This is a genomic window from Rhodoglobus aureus (assembly GCF_039527955.1).
In the GTDB taxonomy this organism is placed as follows: domain Bacteria; phylum Actinomycetota; class Actinomycetes; order Actinomycetales; family Microbacteriaceae; genus Rhodoglobus; species Rhodoglobus aureus.
In genome coordinates, this window is record NZ_BAAAKW010000001.1 from 62286 (window position 1) to 84677 (window position 22392).

The following is a 22392-nucleotide window of genomic DNA, read 5'->3' on the forward strand; positions in this document are numbered from 1 at the left end:
AAGTGGATGCCCGCACCTACCCCAATGCGCCCGTTACGTACGGCGCGGTGGGTGCCACGCGCGGCAGCACTTTTACTGTTCTTCCCCCGGCAGGCTTTCGTCGTGTCGAGCGTACTGCCCGAATCGGGCATGGGGAAAAGCGCTGGGCTTTCGCGCACCAACAGATTCTGACGTGGGGTGTGAAGCGCCGCAGCGGCTTTGGCGTGACCCTATTGCCGCGCGATCCCGCCGGTGACTCGCTTGATCTGTCGCACGACAACGATTCGCATCCCAGGGTTCGCCCCGGTGACACCATTGTTCTTTCCGTTGGTCGCCGCCCGTTCATTGCCCACGAGCCGGTGCGTGTTGTGTATGTCGTCGACAAGCCAAAGGTTGCTGGGTTCGCCTACGGAACGCTTGAGGGCCATCCGCTACGCGGCGAGGAGTCATTCATGGTCGAGCGTCGAGCAGACAACTCGATTTGGATCACTGTTCGCTCGTTTTCACGACCGGCATCGACGAAATGGATGTTGCTCTCACCCGCTCTGCGAATCTTGCAGTCCATCGTTGTCGGCCGCTATTTGCGTGCGCTGGCGGGCGCTATTCCTTCGCCGAGTCCCAAGGACTAGGCCTGGCATCAGGACCTACCGCTGAGAGCTGCACTTTAGCCGCGCTGGGTGAGCTCGGCGATTGTGCCGAGCAGGTCGTCGATGCCCGTCTCTAGGTTGTCAACGACGAGGAGCGCGTTTGTGCCGCGGAGGTCGGCAACCGAGTAGGCACCTGTCGCTACGGCGATAAATGGCAACGCTGCGGAGTCTGCGGCGAGCCCATCATTGGGGGTGTCGCCGATGATGACGTTGGTGCCCTCGCCGAGCAATGGTGCAACCAGCGATGTGAGGTGGTGACGATCTGGCGAGCGATCGCCAAAGAACGAGCTTTGCCAGTTGAAGTCGTCGATTGAGTAGCCGGCCGCCAACAGTTTGTAGCGAGAGTGCTGGGGCCCGTTGCCGGTCAGCAGTGAGTTTGTCCATCCACGGCTTGACACGCGCCGAAGTGCCTGCGGTCCGCCTGCAACAGCTTCCCGCACAAATCCGCTGTCGTGCTGGGCGCGTGTACGCCCATCGAGTTCGTTCAGCAGGTCATCCAGCATCGTGCTGGGATGGCCGTTGAGCTCGAGCAGCTTCGCGAGAAGCTGGCCCTCAGTCATTCCGTGAGGGTTCGTGATGCGGCGGCGCGGTGGGGCCCCAGTGACGCGCGTGAATGCGTCGAGATAGACAGTCGTTCCGTCACGAGAGTTGTGGATGAGCGTGCCGTCGATGTCCCACAGAATGTGCGTTTTCACCGTTACATGCTCCCACGCACGGGGTGCGACAATTGACGAGTGTCTGCATGCACTAGCTGCGAGACACTTTCGTCATCAGCTGCTTAGGGGAATCGTTCGTGCCAGGTGCTTTGCCCATTGCCGATCCAGCACCTCTCGATGGCGCGCTCCCCGACAGCGCGGCGGTCGGTTCTGAGAGCCGCCCGTGGAGCGTGTACATTCATGTTCCGTTCTGCCGCGTTCGCTGCGGGTACTGCGACTTCAACACCTATACGAGTGAAGAGCTGCGCGGGGCCAAGCGGTCTGACTACGCTACGGAAGCTATCGCTGAGATGGCGCTGGCATCCACCGTGCTGTCGCAGGCGGGCGTTGCTCCTCGAGAAGCGTCGACGGTGTTCTTCGGTGGCGGCACACCAACCTTGCTTCCCGTGACTGACCTGACGCGCATGCTTGCTGCTGCGCGCGACACGTGGGGCTTCACGCCGGATGTCGAAATCACCACTGAGGCGAACCCCGATTCTGTTGACCGAGATTATTTGCTGGCGCTCAAGGAGGCCGGCTTCAGCCGTGTGTCTTTCGGGATGCAGTCAGCGGTGCCGCACGTGCTCGCAACGCTTGAGCGCACTCATGATCCCGAACGAGTTCCTCACGTGGTGACGTGGGCGCGCGAGGTGGGGCTCGATGTGAGTCTCGACCTGATCTATGGCACTCCGGGGGAGAGCTTGGCAGATTGGGAGCGCTCACTAGATCACGCTATCGCGCAGAGCCCTGATCACATTTCTGCTTACGCTCTCATCATCGAGACGGGTACCAAGTTGGCGGCACAAATTCGCCGCGGTGTCGTCGCACCTGTCGATGATGACCTGCAGGCTGACATGTACGAGCTGGCCGAGCAGAAGCTCAGTGCTGCGGGTTATGAATGGTACGAGGTCAGCAACTGGGGCAAGGCCAGCAATGATCCTGACGTCAGCAATACCAGTCGCCACAACCTGGGCTACTGGCTGGGCAACGACTGGTGGGGTGTTGGCCCCGGCGCACACAGCCACGTTGGCGGAGTGCGCTGGTGGAATGTGAAGCACCCGGCGGCGTATGCCGACCGTATTGCCGCCGGACACTCGCCGGGAGCGGGCAGAGAGACGCTCGCGGACTCGAGCAAATACTTAGAGCACGTCTTGTTGCGCACCCGCGTGCGCAACGGTCTGCACATCAACACCCTCGATGCGGATGGCCGCCAGGCGGTGGCTGGTCTCATCGCCGACGAACTCGTGGATGCGCGTGCTGCACTGAGCGGAACGATTGAGCTCACGCTAAAGGGGCGCCTGCTCGCGGATGCCGTGGTGCGGCGATTGCTAGGTGACGCCCCTATTTAGAGCGGTGAATTCGAGTTACTTAATGAACTGGAACGTGAGCGGGTAGCTGTACGCCTGCCCATTGTTCGAGGCGATTGCGGCGACGATGCTGAAGATGACGATGATAATCGCAACGGCAGCAATGATCAGGAATCCGATACCGACGACGCTGAGAATAGCGCCCAAAAACATCGCGATGTACATGGTGATCTGGAAATTCAGCGCGGTGCGAGTGTGAGCACGCACGAAGGGACCGCGTTCCTTGAACACGAGGTAGCCGACGAGCGCTGGTATGAATCCGAAGAAGATTCCACCGACATGAATCAACGTCGACCAAAGCTTCTCGTCGCTCGGACTCATCGGTTGGATCGGTGCGTACGGAGAACTGGTGGGGGGTGTGGAATCTGACATGACTCCATTAAACCCTGCATTGGCCTAAAGCGTGCATTGGGCAAAAAAATAGCCCCGAGAGTGGAAGCTCCCGGGGCCGAGTCTCATTCAGCTACTAAATATCGTGCTACTTGATGAGGCGAAGTGCGAAAGGGTAACGGTAGTGGTTGCCATCCTTGGCCTTCGTGAAGCCGATGATCGAGAAGATGATGGCTACAGCGACGAGCGCGAACCACAGCAAGCCCTGGATGATGCCGAAGATGCCGAAAGTGACAGCGGTCAGGATCGAGCCGAGGATTGCAAGCGCGATGTGCGCGATGGTCAATGTGATCTGGAAGTTCAGCGCTTCTTTGGCTTCGACGTTGGTGAAAGCGCCGCGATCCTTAAAGATCAGCCAAATGATGAGTGATGGCAGGAAGCTGAGGATTCCGCCCAGGTGAGCGAAGGACGCCCACTGGTTGTCCTCAGCCGTGGTCAGTTGGGCTGCCGGCTGCGGCGCGGCGGGCTGCGGATTTGCGTCAGTCATGAGTTCGTGCCTTTCAGGTGAACGAGGGAAGTTCCCGGGTTTCATCAAAGTGCTCGGTGTCACACCTGAGCATTTCCCCGGAGGGGTAGCACCCAAGTACAGACATACGGTAGCGCTAATGAGTTGTGCGGTGCAACGGTTGTGTCGCGGTGTGTCGAGTAAGATTGGCAGTCGAACGGATTGAGTGCCAATCAAGAGAGGTGGGTGGTGGCATGGTTTCCGCCCGCGGACTTGATGTGCTTCGAGTCATCGTGCAGGACTACGTTGCTACGCGCGAGCCTGTCGGGTCTAAGTCGATAGTGGAGCGTCATTCCTTTGGTGTCTCTGCCGCAACGATCCGCAACGACATGGTTTTGCTCGAAGATGAAGAGCTGATCACCGCTCCTCACACCTCGTCTGGTCGTGTGCCCACCGATAAGGGCTACCGCGTGTTTGTGGATCAGCTCGCAGATTTGCGGCCGCTCACGAGCGCACAGCGCCAAGCGATCGAGTCTTTCTTGGGTCAAGCCGACGACTTGGATGACGTGCTTGCGCGCACTGTGCGCATGCTTTCCCAGCTAACAAACAGCGTCGCGCTCGTGCAGTATCCTTCGCTGGCAACGGCTCGGGTGCGCCATATCGAGTTGGTTCCATTGGGTGCTTCGCGCATCATGACGGTGTTTATTACGGATTCCGGGCGTGTCGAACAACGGCTCATCGATGTCTTGGAGCCCCTTGACGACGTGTTCTTGGGGGAGATGCGCGCAAAGTTGAACTCCGCGCTCAACGGGCAGTCCCTGCCTGAAGCTGCTGAGAGGCTGGCGAATTTCGCTGATATTTTCGCGGCCGAACGCCAAGCGGTCGTCAGTCAGGTGGCATCCAGTCTGGTTGAACAGGTGTTGGCCAACCGTCATGACAAACTTGTATTGGCGGGTACAGCAAACCTTGCGCGAACCGAGCAAGATTTCTCCGGCAGCATTTTTCCCGTGCTTGAGGCAATTGAAGAGCAAGTTACGCTGTTGCGCCTCTTTGGAGAGATGCAAGTGACTAGTGGATCCGTTTCTACTCGGATTGGGCGAGAGAACGCAGAATTTGGACTTGAAGAGACGTCTGTCGTTACGGGTGGGTATTCCTCGTCGGGCGGCGACGTTGCGCGACTGGGTGTGCTTGGCCCGACTCGCATGGACTACTCGAACAACATGGCAGCGGTTCGCGCGGTAGCGCGTTACCTGTCACGACTTTTAGAAGAAAATTGAGCTCGTAAGGAGCAATCGGAACTTTGGCAGATCACTACGAAGCCCTCGGCGTTGCACGCGAGGCTACGCCCGAAGAAATCAAGAAGGCGTACCGCAAGCTTGCTCGCGAGTTGCACCCCGACGTGAACCCGAGCGAGGACGCGTCAGAACGATTCAAATCCGTCACCCACGCGTATGACGTGTTGAGCGATCCGCAGCAGCGTCAGCAGTACGACATGGGCGGCAGCGGCGGCGGTTTTGGCGGAGCGAGCTTTGGCTTCGGCGACATCTTTGAAACCTTTTTCGGCGGTGGTGGCGGCGGTCAATCCGTCGGGCCCCGATCTCGTCGTGAGCGCGGCCAGGATGCCCTGCTGCGAGTTGAGGTCAGCCTGAAAGACACGATGTTTGGCGTTTCGCGCGACATCGAGGTCAATACCGCTGTGCTTTGTGAGACCTGTGAGGGTAGCTGTTCGGCACCCGGCTCTTCACCGGTGCGCTGTGATATTTGTCAGGGCAGCGGTCAGATTCATCGCCAGGTGCGCAGCCTCCTGGGTAACGTCATGACCTCGAGCCCCTGTGGCACGTGCCGCGGCTACGGCAACATCATCGTGAACCCTTGCGCTACGTGTGCAGGCCAGGGCCGAGTGCGGGCTCAACGTACCATTTCGGTCGACATTCCGGCCGGTGTCGAAACTGGTGTGCGTTTGCAGATGCCGGGCCAGGGCGAAGTCGGGCCGGCGGGTGGACCCAACGGTGACCTCTTCTTGGAGATGAAGGTGCGTCATCACGACGTCTTCAGTCGCTCCGATGACGACCTGCTTGCCACCGTTGAGGTTCAGATGCTTGACGCGATCCTGGGCACCACTGTGACCTTGAACGGCTTGGACGACAAGGTTGAGGTGCACATCAAGCCGGGCACTCAGAGTGGCGAAGTGCTCACCGTCAAGGAGCGAGGCATTACAGGTCTGCGTGGTGGTGCTCGCGGTGACTTGCGCCTAGGCATCCAGGTCGTCACTCCAACTAAGCTGAGCGGTACCGAACAGGCATTGATAAAGCAACTTGCCGCAGCGCGCAAGAGCAAAGCGCCAGAATTCGCTGAGTTCCAGCAGGGACTCTTCGCCAAACTGCGCGACCGGTTCCTGTAGGCGAGTACGGTGGCTCACCTCTATATCGATGAAGAACTCGACGACGCTAAGGTCGGCGACACAGTCTCGCTGACACAAGCAGAAGCGCGTCACGCGGTTACGGTGTCGCGGCTGAAAGTCGGCGAGACGATTGCGATTAGCAATGGGGCTGGGCTCACGGTTTCTGGGGCGATCACCGTCGCTGAGCACACCGAACTCAGCATCGAGGTTGCTGAGGCACGGCACACTCCACGCAGCACGCCTGCGGTATTTCTCGCGCAAGCATTGGCCAAGGCCGATCGCGATGAGCTCGCAGTGCAAGTGGCGACAGAACTCGGTATTGACGGCGTGATTCCGTGGTCAGCGGCGCGCAGTATTTCGCGCTGGCAGGGAGCAAAGGTTGCTAAGGGTCGCGATCGGTGGGCGGCAATTGTGCGCGAAGCCAGTAAACAATCGTTGCGCACGTGGTTGCCCGACGTGCTTGATCTTGTGACTACTAAGCAGCTCGCAGCGTTCGCCTCCAGCACGCGGATGCTCGTGCTCGAGCCAACCGCAACAGAGACGCTGTCCGACCTCGTCGTCGATGATCGCGACATTGTGCTCGTCGTCGGGCCAGAGGGTGGTGTTGCAGACCATGAGCTGGAGCTATTGACTGCGGCCGGTGCATCCACGGTTCGGCTGGGCAGTGAAGTGCTGCGCACGTCTACCGCTGGCCCCGCTGCGCTTGCGGTACTGAACGTCAAACTTGGTCGCTGGGGCTAGAGGATTAGGCTAGAGCTATGTCTGATTCACGTTCGATCTTTACCAAGATCATCGCTCGCGAGATTCCCGCGGATATTGTCTTCGAGTCAGATTCCGTGATCGCGTTTCGCGACATTGCGCCCCAAGCGCCCGTGCACTTGCTTGTCGTTCCCACAACTGAAGAGTTTGCGAACGTTGCGGAGCTTGCTGCAGGCAACCCCGCGCTTCTGGCCGAGCTTGTCTCGGTCGCCCAGAAGCTCGCCGATGAACATGCAGGCGGGCAATACAGACTGATTTTCAACACCGGTGAAACCGCTGGTCAAACTGTTTTCCACGTGCACGCACATGTGCTCGGCGGAAACCTCGAGGAAGGCACCCTTGGTCATTAGTGACTCTGAGTCCGCACGCACTGAGAAAGCACATCCACACGAGCGCGAGAGCGTTGCCATTGAAGTAGATGGCGTGGCAATGGTGCGGCTGCTAGGCCCACATGACCGACTGCTCCGGGTGGTTGAGAGCAAGTTTCCGGATGTCGAAATGCATGTTCGCGGAAACGAAATCACTCTGACCGGCGACGCTGTTTCCCTCGCTGCCGCCGAAGAGCTGGTGGATGAACTGATCGCAATGGTTCGCGACGGACACGACCTCGGCACGCAAGAAGTTGAATCGTCGGCGAGCATCCTGAGGCAGAATCAGGGCAGCCCGAATCTCTTGCTTGGCCAGACAATTCTTACGGCCCGCGGCAAAGCCATTCGGCCCAAGACCTTGGGGCAGTCGCAGTACGTCGAAGCAATGGACAACAACACCATCGTGTTCGGTATTGGCCCAGCAGGAACCGGCAAGACGTATCTTGCGATGGCGAAGGCCGTCCAAGCCTTGCAGCGCAAAGAAGTTGACCGCATTATTTTGAGTCGCCCAGCGATCGAGGCGGGGGAGCGATTGGGCTTCTTACCTGGCTCGCTGACCGACAAGATTGATCCGTACCTTCGGCCGCTCTATGACGCACTCAACGACATGATGGATCCAGAACTGGTTCCTAAGTTGTTGGCCGCTGGCACTGTTGAGGTTGCTCCGCTCGCCTACATGCGTGGTCGCACGCTCAACAAGTCTTTCGTTGTTCTCGACGAGGCCCAAAACACCACCCCTGAGCAGATGAAGATGTTCCTGACCCGATTGGGATTCGATTCCAAGATGGTCATCACCGGTGATGTCACGCAGGTCGACTTGCCTGAGGGAGCGAGCGGGCTCAAACTCGTCTCGAACGTGCTGCAAGACATCGACGACATCCACTTTGCCGAGCTCACGAGTGCTGACGTTGTGCGTCACACTCTCGTGGGAAAAATCGTTGACGCCTACACGACCTACGATGCTGAAAAGCAGCGCGATGAGTACAACAGCAAGAACCGACCGCGAGGTCGAAGCCGCAATCACGAGGGACGTTAGCGTGTCAATTGAAATCAACAACGAGTCGACTATTGAAATAGACGAGCACGCGTTTCAGCGACTCTGTACTTTTGCGCTCGATCAGCTTCACGTTCATCCGGATGCCGAACTAGGCATTGTCTTTGTGGATGAGGCCGCCATGGAGCAGCTTCACGTGCAGTGGATGGACGAACCTGGCCCCACTGACGTACTGAGTTTTCCGATGGACGAGTTGCGTCCCGGTAGCGAGGCTCACCAGACGCCCGCCGGGCTGCTCGGCGACATCGTCGTCTGCCCCCAAGTTGCGATTTCGCAAGCAGAGACTGCCGGGCATCCGCCGCTCGAGGAAATGCTCTTGTTGACCACCCACGGCCTGCTGCATTTGCTCGGATTCGATCATGCAGAGCCTGAGGAAGAAAAAGAGATGTTCAGCCTCCAGCGCGAAATCTTGCTGGGGTTTGCCCTTGCCGAACGAAGTAGGTAGCCGCTCATGCTGAACGGCATATTCATCACCGTAGCGATCCTGCTGGTTTCGCTCGGTGGTTTGCTTGCAGCAGCCGACTCCGCACTGACCGTGCTCAGTCGAAGTGACCTAGTAGAACTTGCTGGTCGCAGTCGTGCAAGGAAAGCGATTCTGGCCATCTCGCACGACTTGGGCGCTCACTTTAACGCGCTCAACTTCATGCGAATTGTGCTCGAAACCACGGCCGCTGTTTTGGTAACACTAGTGTTCGCCACAGTTTTCGAGCAGTGGTGGTTTGCCCTGCTCTTTAGCGCGCTCATCATGACGGGGGCGTCATTCGTTCTCGTCGGCTCCAGCCCTCGAAGCGTCGGGCGGGCGCACTCTCGCCAAGTAGTTCAGATAGCCGCCCCCGTCGTGCGCGGCATCCGCGTGATCTTGGGGCCGATCGCGGACGCGCTCGTCGCTATCGGCAATCGTGTGACGCCTGGCCGACCGCGCAGCGCAACATTCTCGAGCGAAGAACAACTGCTGAGCATGGTGGATGAAGCCACCGAACATGCCGTGTTGGATCAAGACGATCGGGACCTCATCCACTCAATATTTGAGTTCAACAGCACTGTGGTGCGCGAGGTAATGATTCCGCGCACCGACATGGTGACGGTTGACGCCGACGTCACGGCCAGTGCGGCGATGGGACTGTTCCTGAGTCGCGGAGTTTCACGAGTGCCCGTCATCGGCGAAGACATCGACCAGGTCATGGGCGTGCTGTACCTTCGCGACGTGGCGCGGGTGGTTTATGAGCAGCCAGTAGAGGCTGACAAGCTCACGACTCAAGAGCTGGCTCGACCCGCACTGTTCGTGCCTGAATCGCAGCGCGCCGACAGCCTGTTGCGACAGATGCAGCTCGAATCAAACCATCTCGCGATGGTCGTCGATGAGTATGGCGGCATCGCAGGACTAGTCTCATTGGAAGACCTCATCGAAGAACTCGTCGGAGATATTTCTGACGAGTACGACCGCGAGGTGGCTGAGTTCGAGGAACTCGCTGATGGCACGTTCCGGGTGAGCGCGCGATTGCCGATCGATGAACTGGGTGACCTGTTCGGACTCGAACTTGATGATGACGAGGTCGACTCTGTCGGCGGCCTAATCATGAAAACTTTGGGCCGGCTGCCCGAGAGCGGTGCGATAGCGCACTACTCCGGGCTTGTGCTCACGGCCGAGCGCACCGAGGGGCGGCGCAAACGCATCAGCACAGTGCTCGTTGCTAAAGACCCCTCCATCGACAATCAGCACGACTCAATCTCGAATGAACGAGAGAACGGTGAATCATAGTGACCGACGCCAGTGAGTTCAGAGCAGGATTCGTGACCTTTGTTGGTCGACCCAACGTCGGAAAGTCGACGCTCACCAACGCGCTTGTCGGTGAAAAGGTGGCCATAACCTCGTCGAAACCACAAACTACTCGTCGCGCCATTCGCGGCGTTGTGCATCGCAACGATGGCCAATTGGTCATCGTTGACACCCCAGGTATGCACCGTCCGCGCACCCTCCTCGGCGAGCGACTCAACTCGATCGTGCAAGATACTCTCGGCGAAGTCGACGTAATAGGGCTCTGCATCCCCGCGAACGAAAAAATTGGTCCTGGCGACCGCTACATCAATGAGCAGCTCGACTCGTTCCCGCGCGCGAAGAAGGTGGCGATCGTCACCAAGATCGACGCCTCATCGCGGCCCGGTGTCGCAGAGCAGCTTCGTGCCGTGAGTGAATTGCGGGACTGGGATGAAATCATTCCGATCTCGTCGTTCGACAGCATCCAGCTCGACATCCTCTCGACCGAGCTCGTCAAGTTGATGCCCATCTCGCACGCTCTCTACCCGGATGACGCCGTCACCGACGAGTCAACCGAATCGCGTGTTGCGGAGCTGATTCGCGAAGCTGCGCTCGAAGGCGTTATGGACGAACTACCGCACTCGATCGCGGTCACTATTGACGACATGATCGAACGCGAGGACAAAGATCTGCTCGAAGTTTTCGCCAACATTTTCGTGGAGCGAGACAGCCAAAAGGGCATCATCATCGGCAAGGGTGGCGAGCGCTTGCAGGATGTTGGTGCGCGAGCACGAGTTGAGATCGAGAAGCTCGTGGGCAAGCAGATCTTCTTATCGCTGCGAGTAAAGGTTGCCAAGGAATGGCAGCGTGATTCGAAGCAACTCGGCCGTTTGGGCTTCTAACCCTACAACTGATGGCGGTGGGTGGTTCGGTAGGGTCGGACCTAGCAGACAATATTTCGCTGCCGGAGAAGGCAGCAGCTCCAGCGGTACGCTAGTCAAATGAGCGGGACAAACTCCAGCAGCTGGTGCACGATCAGCTCACGGGTAGCGACCTCGTGGCCGACCTCCCTGAGGAGCGCCGACTGGCCGCCTCGCAGGAGGAGTCTGAGTGAATGTGTTTGACGCATCGGCGTGGACTGCAGATACACAGTGGCGAGGTTAGCCCGGTGTCACGATTCTCTGCTAGAAATCAATGATGGCTATCAATGCAGGGGACCGGTCGTTCAGTGTGTTCCGGCACCTGAACGCTGACAATGCTGCCCTCTACCGGAGGGTGCTCGGTGGCTTCGTTGCCGCGAAAGAACGCTTCCAGGTGCACCTGCGCCCCGACGACGTCCTCGAGGCGATGCGTGCGCGCGATGACGGCGAGCAGGCATCCGTGGATATGGTGACGGATGCCCTCGACCAACTCGTGACGTGGGGAAACCTACTGGCGTCGCCCGACACCGGGCGTGTCGTACAGGTGGCCGACTTCTACCGCAAACGCCACCTGTTCCAGTTGAGCCGCGAAGGGGAGGCCGTTGAGCGGGCACTCCGCACTTTTGACGACAGCCTTGGCCGCCGCGGCGCATTGCAGGCGGTTGCACTCGACGACATCGCCGCAACACTGCAGCAGGTCGGGGAACTTGTGGGCGGCGACAGTGCGGGATCGAACCGCGAAGATCTTGATCTCAGCAAACTGCAGGCCAGTCTTACTGCACTCGCCCAACGCTTCACGGAGCTCGCCGACAACGCCAGCGTCTTCATGGGTTCGTTGCAGCGCACAATAGATCTCACCGACACCGATGAGGAGGTTTTCCTTGCCTACAAGTCGCGCCTCGTTGACTACCTGGAGAGCTTCATTCGCGACCTCGCAGTACGGGGACCGCAAATCGCGACGCTCGTGACGGTGCTCGACCCGGCCCGACTGGATGCGGTGCTCAGATCGCTTGCCGAGCGGGACGCGGCATCCGCAGCCCCTGACCCCAACGACCCTGGGGCGCTCAGGGAACAGGAGCGCGTGTACGAGTTGTGGACCGCGCGCTGGGCCGGTCTGCGCGGCTGGTTCCTCACCGCCAACGGACGCGATAGCCAAGCGAAACTGCTTCGCATGTCTGCGCTGGCGGCCGTTCCCGCGTTGCTCGACGCCGTACGCGCGGTGAATGCGAGGCGGTCGGGACGAAGCGACCGGGCCACCGACTTCCTGACGCTAGCTCGCTGGTTTCAGGAAGCATCCGATGACAACGACCGGCATCGCCTTGCGCGTGCCACCTTCGGACTCTACCCAGCACGTCACCTCACCGCCGACTCAGAGACGTGGCAGCGCTGGAATGATGACCCGTCACTCATCGGAGCACCCTGGTCTGACGCTGTGCCGCTGGCGATCTCGCCGCAGCTGCGCCGCACCGGATCCTACGAACGTTCTGGTCGACCTAACCAGGTCATCGACCGCTCAGCCGAACGGGCGATGCTGGCGCTCAGGATGCGGCAGCAGGCGGAGCAGATTGCGGCTGCGAGACGCCGACTCGCGACGGAGGGGGAGGTGGAGTTGCGCGCCCTAACAGGGCTCGACTCGACCGCCTTCGGCCTCTTCCTCACGCTTCTCGGTGACGCCCTCGTCGCTAAGCGCCCTGGCGAGCAGCAGGTACGCACCGCATCCAGCGACGGGACAATGTGCATCGAGTTAAGCACCCTCGACGACGGCGAGCCGGTCGGACTCACCACAGCGCGCGGAACGTTGTGGGGGCCGAACCATCTCGTGAGCATCACCGATCTCTCAATCGCGGTGGAAAGTGCGCCCGCGATCGCCCAGCAGCAGAACGCAGAGGCCCCGTGAGCGCGACCGGAATTGACGACACCCAGCGGGCGGCCCGACTGTTGCTCAAGCATCCGCTGATTAGGGCCAGCGACGAGGAGCGGTACCGTCTCGTGCGGCGCGCCGCCGCGCCACTGCACGACTGGTTCGACACCAATACCGGCTGGTCGGTGTACGTCGACAGCGCCGTGGTTCGCCTGTACCGCGAGCCAGCCACCCTCACCGTGGCGACACACCCGTTTGCCGTGAACGGTGTCGCGTTCTCGCGCCGCCGCTACGTTCTGCTCATGCTCTGTCTCGCGGTACTCGAACGCGCAGACGCGCAGATTGCGCTCGGCCGGATGGCAGAACTGGTCGTGGTGCAGGCACAGGACCCCGAGCTTGCCGCCGCCGGGTTCGCCTTCACGCTCGACGGTTATGACGAACGCCGCGACCTGGTAGCCGCCGTTCACCTGCTATTGCGGTGGGGCGTGCTGGCTCGGGTCGCCGGTGACGAGCAGGAGTACGTGCGCCACGGCGGCGATGCGCTCTATGACGTCTCCCGCCGGGTGCTCGCAACGCTGCTGGTCACCCGCCGCTCACCGTCCATGGTGGCCGGAGCTGACCTCGAAACTCGGATGCACGGCATGCGCGACCGCGGCATCCCACCCACCGACGAACTGCGCAACCTGCGCCTGCGCCAGACACTCACCCGCCGCCTGCTCGACGAACCGGTGCTGTATTTCGATGAACTGGGCGACGACGAGGCAGCCTATCTGCGTAGCCAACGCAGTCTGATCACACGCCGCGTTACCGAGCTCACCGGGTTGGTGCCCGAGATTAGACGTGAAGGTATCGCCATGGTCGACCTTGAGGACGACCTGACCGACCTTCGGATGCCCGAGAAAGGCACCGACGGACACGTCACACTTCTGGTGGCCGAACGGCTTGCCACGAGCGGTGACACCACCGTAGACACGTTGCGGACTTTCGTGCGCGAGATCACCCCCCAGTTCTCAGGTTTTTGGCGCGGCGACGCGCAGCAACCGGGAGCCGAGACAGGACTCGTCGACACCGCGCTCAGCAGGCTCGCCGCCCTTGAACTCATCGTGCGCGACGGAGAGGCAGTGCGCGTGCGCCCCGCCCTCGCCCGCTTTAGCGTCGCCGACCCCATCATCACCGGAGGAACCCGAGCATGACCGACACCGTTACCAGCCCGAGTGATGCCGATGTGACCGGTGCTTCGGTGACCGATGCCGGGGTCACTAACGCTTCCGCAGGCGAGCTCGCGACGGATTCCGCAGCATCCGCCCTGCCGCTTCCTACCACCTTGCGCTGGCAGCCGCTACGGCTCGGACTGGTCGACCTCTTCTACTATGAGAACGAAGTGTTCCCCTTCGTCGACGGACGGCTGCTGCTTCGCGGCAACAACGGTGCAGGCAAGTCGAAAGTTCTCGCCCTCACCCTGCCGTTCCTGTTCGACGGCGACCTCTCTCCGCAGCGTATCGAACCTGATGGCGACCGGCAGAAGCGCATGGAATGGAATCTGCTGCTCGGCGATGAGCACCCCAACACTGAGCGCATCGGCTACAGCTGGCTCGAGTTCGGTCGAGTTGACGAGGCTGGTGTTGCGCACTACACGTCCATCGGGGCCGGGCTCAAAGCCGCCCGCGGTCGCGGCATCACCAAGCACTGGTTCTTCGTCACGAGTGAGCGTGTCGGCGGCGACCTCGCCCTGACCGATGCCACACGGGTGGCGCTCAGCCAGGGCCGCCTATCTGAGACACTCGGCGAGAAGGGTCAGGTATACACGACCAAGGGGGAGTACCGGCGGGCGGTTGATGAGAAACTTTTTGGTCTGGGGGAACGCCGCTACTCCGAACTGGTCGAGTTACTGCTTCACCTTCGCGCCCCGCAGTTGTCAAAACGACCGAGCGAGTCCGCGCTCGACGAGGCGCTGTCGCGGTCGCTCACTCCGGTGGCCGACGATGTGCTGAAGTCGGTAGCCGACGGGTTGCGCTCACTGGATGAGGAGCGCGACGAACTCTCCCAGCTCACCGATGCCGAGCGTTCGGTGCGAGCGTTCCTGGGACATTACCGCGCCTACGCGCGCGTGTTGTTGCGACGCCAAGCAGAAGCACCACGCCACGAGCAGGCCGACCATGACAAGCACGGCCGCGAGATCATCGCCGTGACGGCTGATCGCGAGTTGTCAGAGTCGGTCATGGTGGATGCAGTTGCCCGCCTTAGCCTGCTTCGCACTGAACAGACGGAGCGTACGGCAGAGCGTGAGGCGCTGCGCGACAGCGAGCATGTGCAGAGCGAACGTCAGATTGCGTTGGCTGACGAGTCTGCCGATCGTGCAGACGAACACCACGCTGCCTCCGAGTCGAGAGCGACGTCATCGGTTCTCGCTGAACGGCGAGCAGTGGAGGAAGCCGACGCAGCATCCCAACGCGCCGAGAAGCGCCTGGATGTGGCGAAGGCCGCGCTCGCCACAGCGGAGCAGAGCGCCACAGCGGCGGGCATTCAGACGGCGCACGTCGCCGTGCTCACAGGACCGACCGCCACGGTGCAGACCGTCACAGACGACCCGACCGATGCACTCGCAGCCGACCAGGCGGCGGCGACGACGGCCGTCCGGCGGGCACGCGAGGCGATCACGCGCATCCGGTCCCTGCGGCAGGCGCTGGCAGAAGCGGAGCGGGCATTCGCCACGGCTACAAAGGTTGAGGCTGATGCCGACTCCCGGCAGTCAGAGGCTGTTGTGCGCTCCGATGCCGCCGTCGCCGATGTCGATCGCGAGGTTGTCGAACACATCGGTCGGGTCGAGCGTGCGCTTGCCATGCTCACAGAACTGCGTGTCGTCGACGACGATTTCGAGGCTTTCGTTCAGTGGGTGCGGATGCGTGAGGATGACAACCCGGCGGTCATCGCACTGCAGGCCGATGCCGCCGAGAAGCGTGGCGGGCTGGGCGCCCAGAAGGCGGCCGCGGATGCCCGGCTCCGCGAGCTCGAGGAACTCGCAACCACCCTCAGCGCCGAGATCGCAGCAATTCAGAGTGGGGTCACGTTGGAGCCGGATGCCCTGCCCACGAGGGCGGTCGCTTTCCCGGATGCGGTGCCATTCTGGCGCGCGGTGACCTTTGTCGACACCGTCACCGACGTTGATCGGGCTGGGTTGGAAGCCGCGCTCGAAGCCAGTGGACTCCTTACGGCGGTTTTTCGAGACGGGGAATCACCCGGCGACGGCACACTGCATGACCCAGCCAACGGTGAGGTCTTGCTACGTGCGGTTGCGCCAGTCGCCGGACCAAGCTTGCTCGATGTGCTGCAGGTGGAACTGCCGTCCGACACGTCCGTCGACGAAGCCGCCGTCGACGCCGTGCTGGCGAGCATTGCGCTCCCTAACGACGATGACGATGATACTGCCGATGTGTCGGTCAGTGTACGCGGGCACTTCCGGCTCGGTCCCGCCCGCGGCCGCTGGTCAACGGTAGCCGCCCGGTACATCGGCGAGACCGCACGCGCCGCAGCCCGGGAACGGCGCCTCGTCGCCGCGCGGGCCGAGCACGAAATAGCCGAGGTCGCCGCGAGCAGCGTGCGCGAAGAACTGCACCTGCTCGAGCAGCGCCTACGCACCATCGACCGGGAGGTGCTCGCGCTTCCGTCAGCGCGGGACCTGGATGCTGCCGAAAGCGCCGCCGCCGTCGCGCGGGAACTCGCCGCCAGAGCGGCCGAAGAGTATGAGGTGTCCCGAACGGCGGTGGCGACGGCCACTCTCGCCCGTGACGAGGCCATCGTCGAACTCGAAACTGACGCCACCCTGCTCGGTCTTCCGGTGGAATCGACGGCCATCGACGCGCTGGATGGTGCTCTCGATGACTACGACCGTGCGGCGCACGGGTTTTGGCACGCGGTCGAGCGTCTTTTCGACGCTCGTGCGGCCAGCGAGGCGACTGCCGCACGACTTGCGGAAGCCAAGGCGCAGAGCGTAGAGCGATCCGATCAGCTTGCCGAAGCGCTCGAGCAGACGCAGAGCCTGCGTGCTTATGCAGATGCGTTGCGTGCCCAGCTCGGCGCTGGGGTTGCCGAGTATCGTGCCCGGGTTTCCGCAGTGGAGGCCGTGCTCAAGAGGGTCAATGGCGACATCCGCTCTACCGATAAACAGCGGGAGGCCGCCGCGATCGACGGTGCGCGTCTTGGCGAACGGCTGACCGGGTTGCGGACCCAGCAGCAGCACGCTGCCGAGGCTCGACGCGACGCCGTTGAACAACTGCGCCGCACGACCGAACTCGGCATTGCCGCGGTTGCCGTCCCGAACCTTGAGTTTCCGGGTATGGGGGACGAGTGGACGGCAACGCGCGGTGTTCACATCGCCCGTGCGATCGACGCCGAACTTTCTGATGTTGACGCATCCGAAACCCGCTACGAGCGACTCACCTCAGAAGTGCACACGCAAATCAACGAACTGCAGCGATCTCTCGGTCGGCACGACTACGAAGTGGCGGCCATCACGGCCGACGCGGGGGTGAGGGTGTTCGTGACGATCAAGGGGCGAGAAACCACCCTGCCAGAACTGGAGCAGAACCTGACTCTCCAGATTGACCAGCATGAGCGGATGCTGTCGGCACGGGAACGCGAAATCATCCACAATCACCTGGTCACCGAGGTGGGCGCGCAACTGTCCGAGTTGATCGGCGACGCAGACCAACAGATCGCGGAGATCAATGAGGAGTTGCGACGTCGACCCACAACGACAGGCATGATGCTCCGCGTGCTGTGGCGGGCGCGCGCTGACGGACCCGCGGGACTTGCCGACGCCCGACGACTGCTCGGCACAGCGTCAGAGGTCTGGAGTGACGAGGACCGGGTGCAGCTTGGCGCGTTCCTGCAGGCTCGCATCGCTGAAGTGCGGGACGCCGACGAGACCGGCAATTGGTATGACCACCTTGGCGAGGCACTCGACTACCGGCGCTGGCATCGCTTCAGCGTCGAGCGCAAGCAAGGCGGCACCTGGAAGTCGGCCACCGGCCCGGCGTCCGGCGGTGAGCGGGTGCTGGCCGCCAGCATTCCGCTGTTCGCCGCGGCCTCGTCGCACTACCGCACCGCAGCAAACCCGCATGCACCGCGAATCATCATGCTCGACGAAGCATTCGCCGGCGTCGACGACAACTCTCGCGCGAACTGCCTGGGGCTGTTGGCCCATTTCGACCTCGACGTCGTGATGACCAGTGAACGCGAGTGGGGTTGCTATGCGGAGGTGCCCGGGCTGTCGATCGCCCAGCTCAGCCGCTTCGACGACACCCCCGCCGTGTATGTGCAATTGTGGCGCTGGGATGGCACGCACCGCACGCTGGTCGGCGACGACGCATCCGCCTCTGCGTCCGGGGAGCTCTGGTGACCGACGATCGTGAACGTCTCGCACGCCTGCTGGAGACCGCAGACACCTCCTGGCTGCTGCAGCGAATGCGCACGCGACTCGAACAGCACGGCGAGCTGAGCGGCATCATCGTCAAACCCCAGGCAACGCAGGGCGAGCGCACGAGTGCCGCTCGTCTGGTGGGCCGCTCGGCTGCTCGGGCTGGGCAGTCGGCCTCTGTCTCGCTGGACGACCTCGACGCGCTGCTGCGGCGCGGCGCCTGGCCGGATGGGCTCGAGTCGGCGGTCGTAGCACTCACTGGTCCGTATGTGCATCCCCAGCAGCGGCGGGAAGCTCGCGAAGGATGGCAGGCTGTCGCCGAGAGTATCCGTCAACTGGCTGACAGGCACTCGCAATTGGCGCAGTGGGCAGAGTCGGTGGTGCGCAGCGGAGCTCTCAAGCGCGCCGCCGATACGCCGACGGCGGCGCAGCGCATCGCCGACCAACTCGCAATGCTCGTCGACGCGCTCCCGGCCGAGGCTGAGGTCATCGGGGTGCTCGCGGCGCGGTTGTACGGCGATGCCCATGCGCTTGATGCGCGTACCCCGCTCGGGAAACTCGGTGCGGGACTCGCTGCCGCCTTCGGCGGTGCGGCACCAAGCACCGGTGCGCACGCGCGGCGCGAAGGCTGGGGCTCCGTCGGCGTCATCGTGGACGAACTGTCGTCATGGGTGCTCGCTCTGGGGCTCCCCGGCGGCCCTGTATCGCCGACCGCCCGGGCCCTCGCCACCCTAGCCGAGGCCGGACAGCCGACCATCCTTACCTACCGGCAACTGGCGACGGATGCTGTCGGCCAGGTTCCCGCAGTCGTCTACGTCTGTGAGAACCCGGCCGTCGTCTCTGCGGCGGCCGACCAGCACTCCCCGGACGGCCCTGGGCTGGTGTGTCTCAACGGACAGCCGGGCGCTGCAGCGTTTCGACTGCTCTCCCAACTGGTTGATGGTGGGGCAGAGCTGCGTTACCACGGTGATTTCGATGCGGGAGGAATGGTGATCGCGCGGACGCTCGCTCGCCGTGTGCCCTGGCAACCCTGGTGTTTCTCCGCGCCCGACTACCTTGAGGCGGTCTCCCAGTTGCACGACCTCGCACCATTTTCTGGCGCGATTGGCGAGACAGTGTGGAGCCCACCGCTCGCCGCGGAACTAGACCGGCACCGTCTGCGGGTCGAAGAGGAATCAGTGTTGCAGCGGTTACTGAGCGACCTCCGGTGAGATTTTTCCGCTTTCCCCAGATATGTTTCACGGTGGCCAGTAGATAGCGCCCGTGCACAGGGAAGTGGGGTGTCGGATGTCGGGGCCGGGCTCGTGATCGCAAAATGATCACGTTTCAGGGAGGGGCAACGCAGCGCGCCAGCTGCAAGTGCTACTCTGAATTTGTGTTGTTCGGTCTGCTCCTCCTTAGCTGCCGCGACGAGTCCTAATTCAGGCCTCACTCGTCGCGGAGTTTGTCATTGGCTGACCAGATCCGTCGCGAGTGGCCCACAAGGCCTTGAGAACAGCAGGAGCACAAAATGAAGAACAATCAGTCCGCATCTTCGATGCCGATCCACAAGTACCGTCCGTTTCACGAGATCATTTCTGTTGATCTGCCGGACCGCACGTGGCCGTCGAAGCGAATCACTCAGGCACCGCGTTGGTGTGCCGTCGATCTTCGTGACGGCAATCAGGCGCTGATCGACCCGATGAGCCCCGAACGCAAGCGGATCATGTTCGATCTGCTCGTCAAGATGGGCTACAAAGAGATCGAGGTTGGCTTCCCCTCGGCAAGCCAGACCGACTTCGACTTCGTTCGGTCACTCATCGAGACCAATGCGATTCCGGATGACGTCACCATTCAGGTGCTCACCCAGGCTCGCGAAGAGTTGATCATCCGTACCTACGAGTCAATCAAGGGTGCCAAGCAAGCGATCGTGCATCTCTACAACTCCACGAGCGTGCTTCAGCGTGATGTTGTGTTCCGCAAGGACAAGCAGGGCATCATCGACATCGCGCTTAACGGTGCCCGAATTTGTAAGGCCTCCGAGGCAATGGTGCCCGAGACCGACGTGTACTACGAATACTCGCCAGAAAGCTACACGGGCACCGAGCTTGAGTTCGCTGTCGACATCTGCAACCAGGTGCTCGAAGTGTTCCAGCCCACTCCCGAGCGCAAGGTCATCCTGAACCTGCCAGCCACGGTCGAGATGGCGACCCCGAACGTTTATGCCGACTCTATTGAGTGGATGTCGCGCAACGTCAACCACCGCGAGAACGTTCTGATCTCGCTTCACCCGCACAACGACCGCGGAACGGCTATTGCTGCGGCTGAGCTCGGCTACATGGCCGGCGCTGACCGTATCGAAGGCTGCTTGTTTGGCAATGGCGAGCGCACCGGAAACGTTGACCTCGTCGCGTTGGGCCTCAACCTGTTCACGCAGGGTGTTGACCCGGAGATCGACTTCAGCGATTTGGACGAGATCCGCCGCACGGCTGAGCACTGCAACCAGTTGAAGGTGCATGAGCGCAGCCCGTGGGCTGGCGACCTCGTTTACACCGCTTTCAGCGGTTCGCATCAAGACGCCATCAAGAAAGGTTTCGAGTCGATGGCAGAGCGGGCCGAAGTCGAAGGCAAAGACGTCAACGATCTCGTGTGGGCAGTTCCCTACCTGCCGATCGACCCGAAAGATGTGGGCCGTGGCTACGAAGCTGTTGTTCGCGTGAATTCTCAGTCAGGCAAGGGCGGCGTCGCCTACTTGTTGAAGGCCGACCACAGCCTCGATCTTCCGCGTAAGCTGCAGATCGAGTTCAGCGGGGTCGTGCAGTCGAAGACCGACTCCGAGGGTGGCGAGGTTTCGAGCGAGCAGATCTGGACCTCATTCCAGGATGAGTATCTGCCTGCATCCGCAGATCAGGCCGACCAAAAGTGGGGTCGCTACGAACTGCTGGCGACACGCACAACAAGCGCAAACGATGGCGAAGTCAGCCTTGAGGCGCGACTGCGCGTCGACGACGCCGAGGTCGACGCCACCCACGTTGGCAACGGCCCGATTGATGCATTCTTGGGCATGCTGTCCGCACAGGGCCAAGGCATTGAAGTGAAGCTCTACGATTACGTCGAGCACACCATGAGCGCGGGCAGTAATGCGCAGGCTGCTGCCTACGTTGAGCTTGACATCAACGGTCAACGCCTGTGGGGCGTCGGAATCGACGGCGACATTTCGCGGGCATCGCTCAAGGCGATTGTCTCGGCAGTCAACCGCTGGGTGCGGGCAACGCGCACCGCTCCCGAACCAGAACTGGTTGCAAGCTAGCTCAAGTTGTGACAGCACTAGAGCCCCGCAGCCGCGTGCCGTGGGGCGTTAATGCGTTAGTGCGTTAGTGCGTTAGTGCGTTGGTGCGTGAGTGCGTGAGCCGTCACTGGAACGAACACGGCGAACAGACCCTGTACGATTGCGATTCACACCACGATCGTGTTCAGGGACGACGGAATTTGGGCATGCCGCTGATCGTGCGCTGTTCAGGCAGCGTCCAATTGAAGAGAACCGCCAAGACGCGCACGCCGACCGTGAGCCCGACACAGATCGTGGCTGCGAGAAACACTGGAACGTCGAAACTTCGCATGATGACGAGGCTTGTTGCACCGGCGGTGGCGGCAACGGCATAGAGCGAACCGACGTGCATGAGAGCGATCGGCATCGATAGCAGCACATCGCGCAAAATTGATCCGCCAATCGCGGAGATCACCCCGACGAAGATTGCGGGAACCTCGGGGAGCCCCAGCGACAGTGCTTTTGTGGTTCCGATTGCCCCAAACAGGCCAATCGTGAGCGCGTCGAGCACCGTGATCAGCGGGCCCATGCGAGCAATGAGACGTTCGAGCAGCATCCCGAACAGCGCGGCACCCGTTGCCACGATGAGATACCAGTTGGTTGTAAGAACTGCCGGAACCTCAGAAAGCACTATGTCGCGGACCATGCCGCCGCCAAATCCCGTGGCGATGCCGATGATGGCGACCCCGAGAAGATCCAGCCGGCGATCGCGAAACTGGGCCGCAAACATCGCACCCTGCATGGCGCCAACGCCGACGGCCAACAGTCCGGCCCACAGCGGGATCTCGAAAGTCTCATTCACGCACCATTCGTACCATGTGCGACGCTCGACGCTCGGTTATGTTGCGGGCAAGCCTGCGATTGCCGCGCATGGGAGAAGTGACAGGTCGGAAGTCGGGAGCAGCGATAGAAGGCTCGGGTACCTAGATGAGTGAGTCCTAATGGTCGTAGGCGATGAGGGATCGTTTGTGTGATGCTCCGATGAGCCAGTTGTGCCAGATTCCTGTGGCGAGGGCGAGTAGGCGGG

The 22392-nt window shown here is 61.5% G+C and carries 19 protein-coding genes; 15 read left to right on the top strand and 4 right to left on the bottom strand.

Features of this window, described 5'->3' with window-relative positions:
• Positions 1-2 precede the first annotated feature (2 nt).
• On the top strand, positions 3-608 hold the full coding sequence (locus ABD112_RS00295) for a DUF1990 domain-containing protein (protein ID WP_343922151.1): 606 nt from the start codon (positions 3-5) through the stop codon (positions 606-608).
• Positions 609-643: 35 nt separating this feature from the next.
• On the opposite strand, the gene ABD112_RS00300 is transcribed toward ABD112_RS00295, so the two are convergent.
• Complete coding sequence (locus ABD112_RS00300) at positions 644-1321, bottom strand: HAD family hydrolase (protein WP_343922152.1); 678 nt, start codon at positions 1319-1321, stop codon at positions 644-646.
• A 98-nt stretch (positions 1322-1419) separates the two neighbouring features.
• On the opposite strand from ABD112_RS00300, the gene hemW reads away from it, so the two are divergent.
• Positions 1420-2670, top strand: coding sequence for a radical SAM family heme chaperone HemW (gene hemW / locus ABD112_RS00305; protein WP_343922154.1), 1251 nt, complete (start codon positions 1420-1422; stop codon positions 2668-2670).
• A 15-nt stretch (positions 2671-2685) separates the two neighbouring features.
• On the opposite strand, the gene ABD112_RS00310 is transcribed toward hemW, so the two are convergent.
• A complete protein-coding gene (locus ABD112_RS00310) occupies positions 2686-3060 on the bottom strand; it encodes a DUF4870 domain-containing protein (protein WP_343922156.1) in 375 nt (124 codons plus the stop codon).
• 106 nt (positions 3061-3166) lie between these two features.
• On the bottom strand, positions 3167-3565 hold the full coding sequence (locus ABD112_RS00315) for a DUF4870 domain-containing protein (protein WP_343922157.1): 399 nt from the start codon (positions 3563-3565) through the stop codon (positions 3167-3169).
• A 212-nt stretch (positions 3566-3777) separates the two neighbouring features.
• Here ABD112_RS00315 and hrcA point away from each other — a divergent pair, with 212 nt between their 5' ends.
• The 13 genes from hrcA (at position 3778) to leuA (ending at position 21347) form a co-directional block, all read left to right on the top strand.
• A complete protein-coding gene (gene hrcA, locus ABD112_RS00320) occupies positions 3778-4800 on the top strand; it encodes a heat-inducible transcriptional repressor HrcA (protein ID WP_343922159.1) in 1023 nt (340 codons plus the stop codon).
• 23 nt (positions 4801-4823) lie between these two features.
• Positions 4824-5924: a molecular chaperone DnaJ gene (dnaJ, locus tag ABD112_RS00325; RefSeq protein WP_343922160.1), complete on the top strand. Its 1101-nt coding sequence runs from the start codon at positions 4824-4826 to the stop codon at positions 5922-5924.
• Between the two features lie 9 nt (positions 5925-5933).
• The gene (locus ABD112_RS00330) at positions 5934-6665 is read left to right on the top strand and encodes a 16S rRNA (uracil(1498)-N(3))-methyltransferase (RefSeq protein ID WP_343922161.1); all 732 of its coding nucleotides are present in this window, start codon (positions 5934-5936) and stop codon (positions 6663-6665) included.
• 17 nt (positions 6666-6682) lie between these two features.
• On the top strand, positions 6683-7033 hold the full coding sequence (locus ABD112_RS00335) for a histidine triad nucleotide-binding protein (RefSeq protein ID WP_343922163.1): 351 nt from the start codon (positions 6683-6685) through the stop codon (positions 7031-7033).
• Complete coding sequence (locus tag ABD112_RS00340; protein ID WP_343922164.1) at positions 7023-8087, top strand: PhoH family protein; 1065 nt, start codon at positions 7023-7025, stop codon at positions 8085-8087. The genes ABD112_RS00335 and ABD112_RS00340 overlap by 11 nt, the downstream gene beginning before the upstream one ends.
• Before the next feature lies 1 nt (position 8088).
• Positions 8089-8550, top strand: coding sequence for an rRNA maturation RNase YbeY (ybeY, locus tag ABD112_RS00345; protein WP_343922166.1), 462 nt, complete (start codon positions 8089-8091; stop codon positions 8548-8550).
• A 6-nt stretch (positions 8551-8556) separates the two neighbouring features.
• Positions 8557-9864 carry a hemolysin family protein gene (locus ABD112_RS00350; protein ID WP_343922168.1) on the top strand — a complete coding sequence of 436 codons (1308 nt, stop codon included), beginning with the start codon at positions 8557-8559 and terminating at the stop codon, positions 9862-9864.
• Entirely contained in the window at positions 9864-10763 is a 900-nt protein-coding gene (gene era / locus ABD112_RS00355; protein ID WP_343922169.1) for a GTPase Era, read from the top strand. Before ABD112_RS00350 ends, era begins: the two co-directional genes overlap by 1 nt.
• Positions 10764-11058: 295 nt before the next feature.
• Positions 11059-12678 carry a TIGR02677 family protein gene (locus ABD112_RS00360; protein ID WP_343922170.1) on the top strand — a complete coding sequence of 540 codons (1620 nt, stop codon included), beginning with the start codon at positions 11059-11061 and terminating at the stop codon, positions 12676-12678.
• Positions 12675-13835 carry a TIGR02678 family protein gene (locus tag ABD112_RS00365; protein WP_343922171.1) on the top strand — a complete coding sequence of 387 codons (1161 nt, stop codon included), beginning with the start codon at positions 12675-12677 and terminating at the stop codon, positions 13833-13835. Before ABD112_RS00360 ends, ABD112_RS00365 begins: the two co-directional genes overlap by 4 nt.
• Positions 13832-18040, top strand: coding sequence for a TIGR02680 family protein (locus ABD112_RS00370; protein WP_343922172.1), 4209 nt, complete (start codon positions 13832-13834; stop codon positions 18038-18040). The genes ABD112_RS00365 and ABD112_RS00370 overlap by 4 nt, the downstream gene beginning before the upstream one ends.
• The gene (locus ABD112_RS00375) at positions 18037-19269 is read left to right on the top strand and encodes a TIGR02679 family protein (protein WP_343922174.1); all 1233 of its coding nucleotides are present in this window, start codon (positions 18037-18039) and stop codon (positions 19267-19269) included. The genes ABD112_RS00370 and ABD112_RS00375 overlap by 4 nt, the downstream gene beginning before the upstream one ends.
• Positions 19270-19568: 299 nt before the next feature.
• On the top strand, positions 19569-21347 hold the full coding sequence (leuA, locus tag ABD112_RS00380; RefSeq protein WP_343922175.1) for a 2-isopropylmalate synthase: 1779 nt from the start codon (positions 19569-19571) through the stop codon (positions 21345-21347).
• Between the two features lie 163 nt (positions 21348-21510).
• On the opposite strand, the gene ABD112_RS00385 is transcribed toward leuA, so the two are convergent.
• The gene (locus ABD112_RS00385) at positions 21511-22167 is read right to left on the bottom strand and encodes a trimeric intracellular cation channel family protein (RefSeq protein WP_343922176.1); all 657 of its coding nucleotides are present in this window, start codon (positions 22165-22167) and stop codon (positions 21511-21513) included.
• Positions 22168-22392: the final 225 nt, after the last annotated feature.